The organism is Paenibacillus sp. FSL W7-1287 (assembly GCF_038004245.1).
Classification (GTDB): Bacteria; Bacillota; Bacilli; order Paenibacillales; family Paenibacillaceae; genus Pristimantibacillus; species Pristimantibacillus camelliae.
The window spans coordinates 715,540-728,947 of record NZ_JBBORD010000001.1; the positions used below are offsets into that span (position 1 = coordinate 715,540).

At 42.8% G+C, this 13,408-nt stretch carries 12 protein-coding genes; 10 read left to right on the forward strand and 2 right to left on the reverse strand.

Annotation, left to right across the window (positions count from 1 at the left end; genetic code table 11):
- The first annotated feature begins 78 nt into the window (after window positions 1-78).
- The 3 genes from NSQ99_RS03355 (at window position 79) to NSQ99_RS03365 (ending at window position 3,472) form a co-directional block, all read left to right on the forward strand.
- Window positions 79-1,023 (forward strand): ABC transporter permease, encoded by a 945-nt coding sequence (locus NSQ99_RS03355; RefSeq protein WP_340835041.1) that lies wholly within the window; start codon window positions 79-81, stop codon window positions 1,021-1,023.
- Window positions 1,024-1,044: 21 nt separating this feature from the next.
- Entirely contained in the window at window positions 1,045-1,920 is an 876-nt protein-coding gene (locus NSQ99_RS03360) for a carbohydrate ABC transporter permease (protein ID WP_251666973.1), read from the forward strand.
- 442 nt (window positions 1,921-2,362) lie between these two features.
- Window positions 2,363-3,472 carry a glycoside hydrolase family 88/105 protein gene (locus NSQ99_RS03365; RefSeq protein ID WP_340835043.1) on the forward strand — a complete coding sequence of 370 codons (1,110 nt, stop codon included), beginning with the start codon at window positions 2,363-2,365 and terminating at the stop codon, window positions 3,470-3,472.
- Window positions 3,473-3,748: 276 nt separating this feature from the next.
- Here NSQ99_RS03365 and NSQ99_RS03370 read toward each other — a convergent pair whose 3' ends face one another.
- Complete coding sequence (locus NSQ99_RS03370) at window positions 3,749-4,603, reverse strand: RNA polymerase sigma-70 factor (RefSeq protein WP_340835044.1); 855 nt, start codon at window positions 4,601-4,603, stop codon at window positions 3,749-3,751.
- Window positions 4,604-4,607: 4 nt separating this feature from the next.
- Window positions 4,608-5,870, reverse strand: a complete 1,263-nt coding sequence (locus tag NSQ99_RS03375; RefSeq protein WP_340835046.1) for a phytoene desaturase family protein — start codon at window positions 5,868-5,870, stop codon at window positions 4,608-4,610.
- 483 nt (window positions 5,871-6,353) lie between these two features.
- Here NSQ99_RS03375 and NSQ99_RS03380 point away from each other — a divergent pair, with 483 nt between their 5' ends.
- From NSQ99_RS03380 to NSQ99_RS03410, 7 genes are all read left to right on the forward strand, one after another.
- On the forward strand, window positions 6,354-7,856 hold the full coding sequence (locus tag NSQ99_RS03380; protein ID WP_340835048.1) for a malate:quinone oxidoreductase: 1,503 nt from the start codon (window positions 6,354-6,356) through the stop codon (window positions 7,854-7,856).
- Window positions 7,857-7,978: 122 nt separating this feature from the next.
- On the forward strand, window positions 7,979-8,428 hold the full coding sequence (locus NSQ99_RS03385; RefSeq protein WP_251666968.1) for a DUF1801 domain-containing protein: 450 nt from the start codon (window positions 7,979-7,981) through the stop codon (window positions 8,426-8,428).
- A gap of 137 nt (window positions 8,429-8,565) precedes the next feature.
- Window positions 8,566-9,315, forward strand: a complete 750-nt coding sequence (locus tag NSQ99_RS03390; RefSeq protein ID WP_340835049.1) for a helix-turn-helix domain-containing protein — start codon at window positions 8,566-8,568, stop codon at window positions 9,313-9,315.
- A 71-nt stretch (window positions 9,316-9,386) separates the two neighbouring features.
- Window positions 9,387-9,644 carry a hypothetical protein gene (locus NSQ99_RS03395; RefSeq protein ID WP_340835050.1) on the forward strand — a complete coding sequence of 86 codons (258 nt, stop codon included), beginning with the start codon at window positions 9,387-9,389 and terminating at the stop codon, window positions 9,642-9,644.
- Window positions 9,645-9,956: 312 nt separating this feature from the next.
- Entirely contained in the window at window positions 9,957-11,327 is a 1,371-nt protein-coding gene (locus NSQ99_RS03400; protein ID WP_251666966.1) for an MFS transporter, read from the forward strand.
- 45 nt (window positions 11,328-11,372) lie between these two features.
- Window positions 11,373-12,206 carry a creatininase family protein gene (locus tag NSQ99_RS03405; protein ID WP_340835051.1) on the forward strand — a complete coding sequence of 278 codons (834 nt, stop codon included), beginning with the start codon at window positions 11,373-11,375 and terminating at the stop codon, window positions 12,204-12,206.
- A gap of 216 nt (window positions 12,207-12,422) precedes the next feature.
- The gene (locus NSQ99_RS03410; protein WP_340835054.1) at window positions 12,423-13,388 is read left to right on the forward strand and encodes a M15 family metallopeptidase; all 966 of its coding nucleotides are present in this window, start codon (window positions 12,423-12,425) and stop codon (window positions 13,386-13,388) included.
- Window positions 13,389-13,408 lie beyond the last annotated feature (20 nt).

A 13,408-nucleotide genomic window follows, 5' to 3' on the forward strand; every position in this document is an offset into this window, starting at 1 on the left:
GGCTAGGAAGGTAGAGGGGCTAGGCAAAGTGAGCTTATGCCCTTCTCTTCCTCTCGAATATGGAAGGAGAGAAGTACGATGCAGGAAGCTACAGTAGAGCGCATCCCGATCGCAGAGGGCAGTGAACGAAAAAAGAGAATATGGCGCAACAAATGGTTGTACGTCATGATTGCCCCTGGAATTCTGTATTTTTTAATATTCAAATATATACCGATGTTTGGACTAGTGATAGCCTTTCAGGATTTTAAGCCGTTCTTTGGATTTACGGGAAGTGAGTGGGTAGGCTTCAAGCATTTCACCCGACTGTTTACAGAGCCTGATTTCTTAAATATATTATCGAATACGTTAATACTGTTTGGTATGAATCTATTGTTTTATTTTCCGGTGCCTATCATATTAGCGTTAATGCTCAATGAGGTACGGATTAACTTCTTTAAGCGATTATTTCAATCATTAGTTTATTTGCCGCACTTTCTATCCTGGGTCATTATCGTATCGATCAGCTTTGTTATGCTTACGATGGATGGCGGGATAATTAATGAGTTGATTGTGTTACTTGGATTCGAAAAAGTCAATTTCCTCCTTAGCAATGAATGGTTCAGACCAGTCTATATCATACAGGTGATATGGCGTGAAGCAGGGTGGGGAACGATTATATATTTGGCAGCGATTGCATCGGTTGATCCACAGCTCTATGAAGCTGCACGCATGGACGGTGCCTCTCGTATGAGACAAGTATGGCATATTACGCTGCCAGCGATACGCAGCGTTATTATCGTACTGCTCATTTTGAAAATTGGTGACGTGCTGGAGCTTGGCTTTGAGCATGTGTATCTGCTGCTTAACTCAATGAATCGCGATGTGGCTGAGATTATTGATACCTATGTCTATACAGCTGGGGTACGTCAGGGGCAATTTAGCTATAGTACAGCCATCGGCTTCTTTAAATCATTGGTAGGCCTAGTGCTCGTCATGTTCGCAAATTATTTAGCGAAGAAAATGGGCGAAGAGGGCGTTTATTAATTTGGCTGAGGAGGGGACCTCATGATTGAGGATCGTACGTTAAATGGTCGCATATTTGCCACCGTCAATTATTTGCTGCTTTCGATTATTGCATTGTTAACGGTGCTGCCTTTTATGCACGTCGTCGCAGGTTCATTCACAACAAGTGCGGAGCTCGCGGTCAAACGATTTATTCTTATACCGACGGAATGGAGCTTTGAGGCATATCGCTTTATCTTCTCGACCAATACCATATTTAAAGCGATGGGTGTTTCCGTTGGAGTTACGTTTTTCGGTACTTTATTCAGCATGCTAATTACATCATTAATGGCCTATGGTCTAGCAAGACGTGATCTTGATGGCCGTAAGTATATTATGTTTTTAGTCGTATTTACGATGCTATTCAGCGGTGGTCTAATTCCAAGCTTCCTTGTGGTTAAAGAGATGGGGCTGATCGATAGTTACTTGGCTCTAATTATTCCATCTACGATTAGTGCATTTAATCTCATTATATTGAAGAACTTCTTTCAAAATATTCCAGAAGGGCTTGAGGAGTCCGCTAAAATTGATGGCTGTAACGATTTCGGCATACTATTCCGCATCGTATTGCCTTTATCCATGCCGGCCATTGCCACGCTATCGCTGTTCTATGCGGTAACGTACTGGAATACGTACTTGAGTGCCATTCTGTACTTGAATGACAGTGCGAAGTGGCCAATTCAAGTACTACTGCGTCAAATTGTTGTACTTGCCAGCGGCTTAGAATACAGTCCAGATCTCGATGCCTCCGTGCCTCCACCAGAGCAAACGGTGAAGATGGCCGTTATCGTCGTAGCTACGCTGCCGATACTGTGCGTTTATCCGTTCTTGCAGAAGCATTTTGCGAAGGGGGCTATGCTAGGATCCATCAAAGGCTAGGGTTCGACTTTGATGACGATGTAATGCGCTGTAGCTTAGTCGACGGCGAATCTTGAACGCTAGCGAAAACTCCGTTGCTCACGTACCAACACCGTACGCTGCGCTACTCGTTTTCTACTAGCGTCCAAGCTTCTTAGTTTAATAACAAAGAACATCAGCAGAGCTTACCATCTCTAAAGCGACCTCCTGACGAAGGAAGGTTCGAGCGTAGAGAAGGTTAAGCGGAGCGCTGAAAGCCGAACTTTTTTACCCTTATTGGAAGGGTAGTTCAATATGTCCAGCTTTGATGACGATGCATTGCGTTGCCGTGATTCGACGTCGAATCTTGAACACACACAACAACTACAGCGAAGCTAATCCATCTCTAAAAGCGACCTCCTGACGAAGGAAGGCCCGAGCGTTAGAGATGAATTAGCGGAGCGCTGATTATAGGAGGTAACTAATGAATAGACGAACCGATTGGACGCCCATTCAGTGGGCGGAGTTTGCTTGTGATACGTTAATGGCACAGTATGTGCCTGAGGAGCTGCCGCCAGCTTATCGCTGGCATTACCATCAAGGGGTTTTTCTTTGCGGCATGGAGGAGGTACTGGAGCATAGTGGTGATGAGCGCTATGAGCAGTACATTAAGCGCTACGTCGACAAGCTTATTGATGCAGAGGGGAACTTCTACTTTGCGCGCGATGAGCTGGATGCAATCCAGCCTGGGCTGCTGCTGTTCCGACTGGCAGAGAAGTACAAGGGAGATCAGCGCTATAGCATTGCGGCTCGCAAGCTGCGTCATTTATTCGATACGCTCAATCAGACGAGCGAGGGAGGCTACTGGCATAAGGATAAATATCCGTACAATATGTGGCTGGATGGGCTATATATGGGCGGCGTATTTGCTTTGAAGTACGCTAATCAATATAACGATCCTGAGCTTCGAGATTTTGTATTTTTGCAGGAGAGGCTAATGCGTAGACATATGCGCGATGAGCAGACTGGACTGCTTTATCACGCATGGGATGAGAGCAAAAAGATGCCTTGGGCTAACCAAGAAACGGGCTGCTCACCAGAATTTTGGGCTCGATCATTAGGCTGGTATGGTTTAGCGCTCAGTCAATTCCTTGATGAATTGCCAGAATCAGATCCTCGCAATAAGCAGTGGGAACAGGCGCTTCAACAGTTTGTGCAAGCGATTATTCCTTACCAGGATGCTAAGACCGGACTCTGGTACCAGGTTGTAGACAAAGGCGAGCGAGAAGATAATTGGCTGGAAACATCTGGTTCCTGCTTATTTGTATATGCGATCGCTAAAGCTTATCAGCGTGGCTTAGTTGAAGACGAGGCATTAGCAGTGGCCAAGAAGGGCTATCTTGGTCTGCTTGATGCGGTCATCGATGAGCAAGATCAGTTTGTGCTGCCACATATATGCATTGGAACGTCTGCGGGAGACTATGAGAACTATGTGACGCGTCCAACAAGCGAGAATGATCTTCACGGAGTAGGTGCCTTTGTATTAGCATCTGTTGAGTTGGAGAAAATCTTAGCAAGCGTGCCTAGTAAATAGTGAAAGATAGTGTACAGAATAAGAGTGATCATTTATAGATAAGTTGCATACCGAACTTATAAAAAGAAATAAATAAAAAGAGTACCATGAGGAGCAATTCTGGTACTCTTTTGTGAAACAATAAATGAATGAAATGCGACAAACAGAAATAGCAAGAGCAGGTCTTAGATGATAGGCTCCCATTTAAGTAGATGATAGAAGCTATAGTCCTCTATCGGTCTAACTGGAAGGGATTCATCGCATTTTAGACTTTCTCTTGCTTTTTATCTGAATTTATCATCTTAGAGTAGGCAGCTTATCTGGGTTTAGCGTAATATACACTTCTTGTATAGTTATGTTTTTAATATAGAAGCTAATGACGCTTTGAAGAGCATCATCGATATAGATGAGAATGGCAGGCTGAGCGTTGACGGTATTCACCTCAACATAGAAGTTATCTGGTGCCTTACTAATAATGCCAAATAAAAACGCAATAACATTGGAGCGGGAATGTATCGGACGTACGGCTGCGTGTACCTTTCCACCGCCGTCGGAAAAGAGCGTTACATTATCTGAGATTAGCTCCAGCAAAGCATCCATATTATGCATTTGAAACGCCTCAATAAACCGTAGAATGATCGAGCGATTACTTTCATAGTCTAAGCTTTCCCCTTCAACCGCGACCATTCTTTGCTTAGCACGACTGAATATTTTTCGGCAATTGTCCTCCTTTTTATCCAGCATGCCAGCGATCTCGCTATACGTGAAATCGAAAGCCTCCCTTAAAAGCAGAACGGCTCGCTCATCAGGTGATAAATGCTCCATCATCCGCAAATAAGCTATACTAAGACCTTCTCTCTGTAGAACGTACTCAGATGGATCGCCCTCAAGCATTAATGGCTCAGGATTCCATGGCCCTGTATAAATTTCTCTTTTATGACGTGCTGATTTTAATAGATCGAGACAGCGATTCGTCATCATTTTGCAGAGATAGGCTTTCTTGTTATCGACTAGCTCTTCTTCGATTTGATACGCTTTAAGAAAGGTTTCCTGTGCCATATCCTCAGCGTCATTGGCCGAGCCTAGCAGTCGATAGCCTAGTGAAAACAACAGCGGCTTAAGCTGACGATATTCCTCATTACTAATTTGCACAAGATCACCTCATCTCTCGAATAATATGCTCTGCTGCTAACCTTCCACTGCTGACTGCGCCGTCTAACAGCATCGAGTGTGGGGAAGCCCAGTCCCCAGCAACATAGATTCCTGGAATAACAGCTAATGATTGTAATAATGGTGATTCCTCATTTGCCCGTGGTAATCGATGATTGACTGTGATGCTCGGCATAAACCGGCTCGTAATTACTTCGTTTTTCCAGCCAGGCTGTAGTCTTTCAATAAATTGCTCCAGTTCGATTCTGACCTGCTCATTGTTAGCCTGTTCACTGGGGCGGAGATATTTTAGACAGTGCAGAACGATACTATCCCCATGCTCAGACAGCTTGGCATAAGAGGAATGAACGGCAAAGTATAACGGATCTGTAGTACTCATCGCAAACAATCGTTTCGGCTGCGGAAGCTTCGTTAACGCGACGTCTAGAGAGGCTGCTTTAACCGCCTTCATCGTCGATAAATCGTCACGATAGGGGTGTTCGATATCGAGCATTTGATTCAGTGCCTGTGGCTCCCCGGTAAAGATCACGTGCTTCCCATATATAATCTCACCATTAGATAGTGTTAGCTTAAACCCGTTCTTTTCATCTGTGCAAATCTGTTGCACATTACTTTCCTTCTTAATCTGTACATCTAATAGTACGGCCTTGTTGTGCAGCTGATCCACAAGTGATTGCCAGCCGCCATCGAGATACAGAACCTTTCCCAATGCAATCTTTACTTGGGCAAGCATGACCTTGGCACTTATTATATCAGGAGCATGACAGTAAGAAGCGAGCCTTCCGAGCGCATATAGCAAGCCTTTTACCCTATCGGATCTTACATTCGACTCAATCCACTGCTCATACGATTGCTGTGGTACATCATCTATCTTCATGCTGCTCAGTCGCATTATAAGCAACATCCATTCCTTACGCTCTTTCCAGCTAAGATAAGAGGATGCCAGCAACCCAGATGCAGTAAAAGGTGCGGTATATGCATCATTCTGCTCGTAGATCTCTCCGCTTAGCTTAGGAGATCGACCATGCAGCTCGATACCTAAATGTTCGAGAATGGCTGCACCTTCTCCTTTTTTGTACACGGCATGAGGCCCCATATTAAAGTACTGTCCACTGATTTTCTTCGTTTGAGCTCTCCCACCAACGGTTTTACTTTTCTCCAACATGAGCACCGATAGATTACTTTTCGCTAAATAATGAGCGGCAGTATAGCCGGCTAGGCCTGTGCCTATGATTATGACATCCTTCATACATCAACGCCTCCTTTTAGTGGAAGTTAAATATGTTCGACTTTGATGACGATGCACTGCGCTGTAGCTTAGTCGACGGCGAATATGGAGCTCAACCGAAAACTCCGTTGCTCACGTACCAATTACGTACGCTGCGCTACTCGTTTTCTAGTTTCTCCCCATCTTCTTGGTCCTGAAATCCAAACATATTTAACCTTTATTTCACTATTACTGATGATGAGACGATGAAGCAGAAGTGTTTGTGACATACATATGGCATAAATTAGTACCTAAAACGGTGCGTCTTACTATTTGCGTCTATTAAAACTAGTGCTACTATCATATAATAGAACATATGTTAATCTGTAAATAATAGTGATAAACTATAGTTAAGTGTTATCGGTCTAGAAAAGGTGTGTGACTAGGTCGCACTCTGCCTTGTATGAGCCTACGCAGGAGCGCCTACAACCTTTCTTCAAATCTTAGAGTGTAAGGACGGTTAAAATGAGTAACAGAGAGACGAAAACAGACGTTATTTTAATTGGTGCCGGAATTATGAGTGCGACACTAGGATCACTGCTAAAAGAATTAGTACCAGAATGGAATATTAAAGTGTTTGAGAAGCTGGAAGAGGCAGGAGCGGAAAGCTCGAACGAATGGAATAATGCCGGAACTGGGCATGCTGCACTTTGTGAGCTTAACTATACTGCTGAAAAGGCTGATGGTTCAATAGATATTAGTAAAGCAGTTAAAATCAATGAACAGTTTCTAGTTTCTAAGCAATTTTGGTCTTATCTTGTAAACAACAAACGAATCAGCAACCCTCAGGACTTCATTATGCCTCTGCCGCATATGAGCATGGTGCTTGGAGAAAAAAATGTTGCGTTTTTGAAAAAAAGATTTGAAGCGCTATCAAAGAATCCTTTATTTCAAGGTATGGAATATTCTGAACGTCGAGATCAGCTGGCGGAATGGTTTCCACTTATTATGGATGGACGCACAGCGAACGAGCCGATTGCTGCGACTAAAATCGATTCGGGGACAGACGTCAATTTTGGTGCCTTGACCCGCATGCTGTTCGACCATTTGAAAAGCAAAGACGTTGCTATCCACTACAAGCACAGCGTCAATGATATGAAGCGTACAAGTGATGGCTTATGGGAGCTGAAGGTCCGTAATATGGAGAGCGGCACCGTTGAGCGTCATCAAGCGAAATTCGTATTTATAGGTGCGGGCGGAGGAAGCTTGCACTTGCTGCAAAAGTCAGGCATTCCTGAAGGCAAGCATATTGGTGGATTCCCGGTAAGCGGATTGTTTATGGTGTGCAACAATCAAGAAATTGTTGAGCAGCATCACGCCAAGGTGTACGGAAAAGCTAAAGTTGGAGCACCACCAATGTCCGTGCCACATCTGGACACTAGATATATTAACAACAAGAAGTCATTGCTGTTTGGGCCGTTTGCGGGCTTCTCACCAAAGTTTCTTAAAACTGGCTCGATGTTTGATCTTGTTACGTCCATTAAGCCGCACAATGTTACAACGATGCTTGCTGCTGGCGTGAAGGAAATGGCGCTTACGAAATACTTGATCCAACAAGTGATGCTCTCTAATGAGAAGCGTTTAGAGGAGCTGCGTGAATTTATTCCTAACGCAAAGCTTGAGGATTGGGGTATTGTCGTAGCCGGTCAGCGTGTGCAGGTCATTAAGGATACAGAGGCTGGCGGTAAAGGCACTCTTCAGTTCGGGACAGAGGTAATTAGCGCTGAGGATGGCTCTATTGCTGCCTTGCTTGGGGCATCTCCAGGTGCTTCAACTGCTGTGCAGGTTATGGTTGATGTCATTCATCGTTGCTTCCCGCAGCACGTGAAAGAGTGGGAGCCGAAGCTGAAGGAAATGATTCCATCATACGGATTATCCGTGCTGGAGCATCCAGAGCTGCTGCAAAAGTTAGAAAGCTCAACGTCACGTTCTCTAGGTCTTGTAAGCAACCAACCGGCAAAGCTTTAGTAACGTAATTATTCATATGTAGTATTTTGGGATAAATAAAGGAAATAAATAGAATGATACGAAAAGAAGCATAATGGCTGACAGGCATTTTGCTTCTTTTTGTTTACTGCCGAGGAGGGCTAATGATGAAAGAAGAATTGATGGAACAGATCGATGAAAAGTGGAAAGAAAGCTTTGTACAGCTTGTAGATACGGTGGAGCGTCATATTCCAGAAGGCTTTGAGCAGGTATCCCAATATGGGGGGATCGGGTTTGTTGTTCCCTTAACTACGTATGCTCAAGGCTATCATTGTACGCCAAACACACCACTTCCGTTTATTAGTATCGTTGCACAAAAGCGACATCTCGCATTGTACCATATGGGTGTATATGCGGATCCTGAGCTCCTTACATGGTTTCAAGAGGAATATGCAAAGATTATGCCAACTAAATTAAATATGGGTAAAAGCTGTATTCGGTTTACGAATCCAAACAAAATTCCTTATTCATTAATTGGTGAGCTAGCTTCAAAAATGACTCCTGAGCAGTGGATTAACCTTTATGAAGGTGAACGGAATAAGCTGCTCTCGTAACGATTAACATATTAATTAATGTGCTACGTTACTTTCAAAAGCTGTACTTTAATTGACGCGTGCTAACGACTTCGCTAAAATAAGAAAAAATTAGGGCAACATTCTTTGTATAAGCAATGTAAGGCAGGGGACTTTTAATGACAGATGAAGCAGTGGATAAAAACCGCAAAGGGCCTACGCCTGAATATATTGAATCTGCCCATAAGCTTAGGGAGGAATACTTAGCGGCCATTCAGCGAAGTGACATCAATTGGATCAATCAGTTTAATAAGGATTTTACGAATAAGTTTAGAGATGAGTTTTTGAATATTCTTAAGCGGGTGCCGAATAATCAAACTCGCTCATATAAAAACATTCTGCTGTCGCATAATACATTGTACAGCTATGTTGCTGAGAAGGGTGGCTTAAGCGCCTGGCAATGCCATTATATTTCTGAGAAATATGCGATTATGATTGAACACGCGAAAACCATTACAGAGCTTGATGAGATTCATGACAAGATGGTCAAGGAATATGTGGATCCTAACATCCGAACAAAGCATAATATGTTAACCGTTGTGCAAAAAGCAGAACAATTTATAGAAATGTATTTTACGGAAGATACATCGATGGATGAAATGGCTAAAAAGATGCATGTTCATCCGTCACATATGATGCGTGTGTTTAAGAAAGAAAAAGGGATAACGATCAGTCAATATCGCAATTTAAGAAGAATTAAAGAAGCGAAGGAGCTTATTCAATTTTCAAACCTATCGATGACTGAAATTGCTTTAATGGTTGGATTTAGCAATCCTCAATATTTCTCTACTTTTTTCAAAGATATCGAAGAAATGACTCCTCTGGAGTATAGAAAAAGGATGAAGCAAAGGAATAAAGTTAAAGAATAAAGCAAATTAAGGACAGCATAACTGCTAAAACAGTTATACTGTTCTTTTATTTTTTTTAGGAGTTGGATTTTTTGTTTCATTCTCTAACATGGGGAGAAATGGAAGGGAAGCACGAAGGGAAAAAGGATGAATTAGAAAAGCATATTACACTATTAAGCTCAAAAATCAGCTACTATTTGTTGATCCTATTAATGGTGATCGTATTAATTATATCGGAACGTGTAACTGCAATGAACGATATACAGAATATTCCACTTGTTATTGTTATAGGACTTGCATGGGTAATACTGCCGGTTACAGAATTCGTTGTCTCTAAAAAATATCGTTAGATGAATGAATACTTACATATAGATTAGAGCACGTAACAATAAATTTGTTGCGTGCTTTTTTATTTTCGCTGGGTAACGAAGGATGCAATTATAGTGTAAAATCGTGCAATTACAGTGAAAACACTTTGGAGATATTCAAGTTATACTTTAACTACTTTCTAGTAAAAGCGTTTACATTCAATAGAGGATTTTAATAGTACAAGTGAATCGAAGGAAGCATTTCTGACAATAATGAGACAGTTAATGACATTTTTAATTCAATTGTCTCAGCGTACTACATGATAAACTTTTGAACACTTAAGGAGGGCACATATGAGGAAATTTGGTGTGAGGGATCAGGTTGGATATGCACTAGGGGATATAGGTGGAAGCTTTGTAAACCTATACATCGGTAGCTTTTTCTTAATATTTTGTACGTATGTGCTTGGTGTAAGCCCTTACTTCATGGGGACGATGTTTTTACTAGGCAAAGTTTTTGACGCAATCTGTAACATCATTATGGGCACGCTCCCAGACCGTTGGAAGCTCGGTAAGTCTGGTAATAAATTTCTGCCCTACATTACCATTTCTAAATGGCTGCTAGCAGCATCCTGCTTACTAGCATTTGCTGACGTATCGAGCTGGGGCTCATCGGCAATCCATGTATGGGTTGTGTTTGTTTACTTATTCTTTTGTGTCGCTTATACAGCGGATTCCATTCCGTATGGCTCGCTTGCGTCTGTTATTACAAATGATCCCGTTGAACGTACGAAGCTTTCTCGTGCGCGTGCAATTGGTGGTATGGTTGTAGGTCTCGGCTTTTTATCCTTTGTTCCTATGTTTATTTATGATCAATCAGGCGAAGTCGTTTCCGAAGCATTTTTCCAGATCGCTATCGTATTCAGTGTGTTATCGGTGCTTGCGTATACTGGCCTAGTTAGATTAACGACAGAGCGTATTCGTGAGGACAAGCAAGCTGGCGTGCAGTCGGATTACAGCTTTAAGGATGCATTTAAGACTGCGATGAAAAATAGACCGTTAATAGGTATGATGGTGGCATCCATCGGATCGCTTCTCATTATTAACGGGGTCAACCAGCTTGCTCCAATCGTATTTGCAGAGCGTTATCACATGCCAGGTGCCTTTGCAATTAACTCTTTTATCAGTATTGGCATAACCCTTGTTTTATTTGTTATCGTGCCTAAGCTTGTCGCAAAGTTCAACAAGCGAAATCTTGTCATTGCTTCAGCCATTTTTAGCCTAGCAGCATCCACATTAATGACGCTTGTAACCTTTGAGAATGTCTATGTGTTTATGGTGCTTTACAATATCGCAATGATTGGTTCTTCTGTATTCATTATGGTTGTATGGGCACTAGTAACAGATTGCATTGACTTTGCAGAGTATCAAACAGGTAAGCACTACGAAGGAACACTATTTTCATTTTACTCATTTGCACGAAAAGTTGGTATGGGCCTAGGCTCAGCAATTGGTAGCTTTGCACTCGGCTGGGTTGGTTTTGTATCCGGCGCTAAGTCCCAATCAGCTGAAGTGGCTCAAGGTGTACTAAAAATGTATACAGGCATGCCAATTGTCGCCTTCATTATTATTCTTATCGGCGTGGCATTAATCTATAATCTTAACGCGCAGAAAACAAGTGAGATGTATGCTGCACTAAAGGCAAGAAGAAACACAGTTCAATAGAGCAGCTGAATCTTTGACATCATAGTAGACAGGAGTAGGATAACGATGCGAACTAGATTTCTTTCTAAGCTAACGAATGGGGAAGTAGAGCAATATTTGGAGCGCAATGATATTATTTTTGTACCGGTAGGCGTTACGGAAACACATGGTGCATTGCCACTTGATGCGGAAACGGTGTTAGCGGAAGCAGTCGCGCTTACGATGGCTGAAGCAGTCGATGGACTAGTGCTGCATAATTTGCCTTACTTTTTCGCAGGGGGTACAACGGTAGGTCGAGGTACTGTGCAAATGAGCATAGCGGACGGCAAAGCCTATTTGCAAAAGATTGCAAATTCATTACTGAAGCAAGGCTTTCGAAGACAAGTGTATGTAACAAGTCATGGTCCTGCTTATTTAACCGTTAGCAGCATGGTGCGCGATTTCTTTGACGAGACCAAAGTTCCGCTATTATATATGGACATGCTAAAAACCGCAGAAGCTGTAAACATTGATCTGCTAAGCTCTTTCCACGACCTGGTTATCGGTGCTTACGATAAGCTTGGAAGATTGGAGGATGTGCCGCTTAATATACCAGAGTCTTCGTCGGTTACGTATAATGTTCAGCATATGCTCGATGGCATGGCTAAAAACCCAGCCAATAAGCTTGGAAAGTATGCCTATCAATCAGGAGCAGTAGGCTCTTACTTTGATGCACCTTCCGATCATATGACGACTCCTAAGCTAACAACTGCTGAGCAGAGAGCTGAATATGCTGCAAGAGGAGTAATGGCTATTAATGATTTAGTGAAGGCGCTTGATATGCCAGCCATCGTTGAAAATCTGCGTGAAGCTGATCAATACACGAATCAGACGAGCGTGCAGAGATATAGTCATTGCTAGTGCTTGCTTAAGATAGAAATAGAGGATATCGCCCCCTATTGTAGAACCGCTGCATCATTACAGCAACGGCATATACAAAGGGGGTTTTTATTGAGAGTTAATTGAGTTTGGTATAATGCTAATAAGCAAGCGGTAGCCAGTTATGTGAGCGGCTTTTTATTGATATTAAGCATGCCAATACAAAACTACTCGGTTATTAGACAGGGGGGAAGAGAGATGCGTATGAGCAGCTTCGTGTGGCGCGCTTTGACAGTGATGCTGCTATGTATAGTGCTGCAAGCCTGCAGTACGGAGCATACGTCAGAGGAAAAGACAGCTGAACCATTCATGGATGGACAAGCTTCCTATAATAGTAATGAGACAAGCAAAGAGACAAGTAGAGCTGAGCATCTACAAGGCGGCGCTCAGTCCGTTAATGAAGGTCAGAAAGAGGAAGTAATCAGCGCTGTCGATGTGGAAGAGGAACAGGAAGACGGAGCGGAGCTTATTGATGAAGCAGGCTTGAGTAAAACTGAAGAAACAGACTTCATGCAGCACCCAGCTGAGCCAACAGTACCACCCAAAGCTTATGAACTGCCAGAGGGCTTTGTCTATCTCGAGGATGTTCTACTTGATGCGGAGTATGATCTAAGATATTATGGCGAAAATAATTTTGTTGGCAGACAAGTTGAGGGATATCTTGCACCCTATGCCATTGCAACAGCGGAAATGGCTGAGGCATTGATGCAGGTTAGTGACGAGATGAGAGATGCGGGCTACAGGCTGCTGATCTATGACACTTATCGACCGGCGAAGGCGGTTGAATTTTTCAAAGAGTGGTCCGAGGATGTGGATGATACGCTGATGAAGGAAGACTTTTACCCTAATGAGGACAAAAGACAGTTATTCAAACGAGGCTATTTATCGAAGAAGTCAGGACACTCGCGTGGCAGCACGGTTGATTTAACGCTTGTGCATGCTAGTAGTGGCGAGCTGGTTGATATGGGAAGTCCTTATGATTTGCTTGATGAGATCTCCACCTTTGCTACAAAGCAGATTACACCAGAGCAAGCAGCGAATCGGGAGCTGTTAAAGCAAGTCATGAACAAGCATGGCTTTAAGGAATATAGTAAGGAATGGTGGCATTACGTCTTAAGAGACGAGCCTTATCCAACAACTTATTTTGATTTTGACGTGCAATAATACAATCTGTTATTATACAT

What these genes read in the sequence shown, in the direction of transcription:
- NSQ99_RS03355 (WP_340835041.1), top strand. Translation starts at nt 79, where the DNA reads ATGCAGGAAGCTACAGTAGAGCGCATCCCGATCGCAGAGGGCAGTGAA.
- NSQ99_RS03360 (WP_251666973.1), top strand. Translation starts at nt 1,045, where the DNA reads ATGATTGAGGATCGTACGTTAAATGGTCGCATATTTGCCACCGTCAAT.
- NSQ99_RS03365 (WP_340835043.1), top strand. Translation starts at nt 2,363, where the DNA reads ATGAATAGACGAACCGATTGGACGCCCATTCAGTGGGCGGAGTTTGCT.
- NSQ99_RS03375 (WP_340835046.1), bottom strand. Translation starts at nt 5,870, where the DNA reads ATGAAGGATGTCATAATCATAGGCACAGGCCTAGCCGGCTATACTGCC.
- NSQ99_RS03380 (WP_340835048.1), top strand. Translation starts at nt 6,354, where the DNA reads ATGAGTAACAGAGAGACGAAAACAGACGTTATTTTAATTGGTGCCGGA.
- NSQ99_RS03385 (WP_251666968.1), top strand. Translation starts at nt 7,979, where the DNA reads ATGATGAAAGAAGAATTGATGGAACAGATCGATGAAAAGTGGAAAGAA.
- NSQ99_RS03390 (WP_340835049.1), top strand. Translation starts at nt 8,566, where the DNA reads ATGACAGATGAAGCAGTGGATAAAAACCGCAAAGGGCCTACGCCTGAA.
- NSQ99_RS03400 (WP_251666966.1), top strand. Translation starts at nt 9,957, where the DNA reads ATGAGGAAATTTGGTGTGAGGGATCAGGTTGGATATGCACTAGGGGAT.
- NSQ99_RS03405 (WP_340835051.1), top strand. Translation starts at nt 11,373, where the DNA reads ATGCGAACTAGATTTCTTTCTAAGCTAACGAATGGGGAAGTAGAGCAA.
- NSQ99_RS03410 (WP_340835054.1), top strand. Translation starts at nt 12,423, where the DNA reads ATGCGTATGAGCAGCTTCGTGTGGCGCGCTTTGACAGTGATGCTGCTA.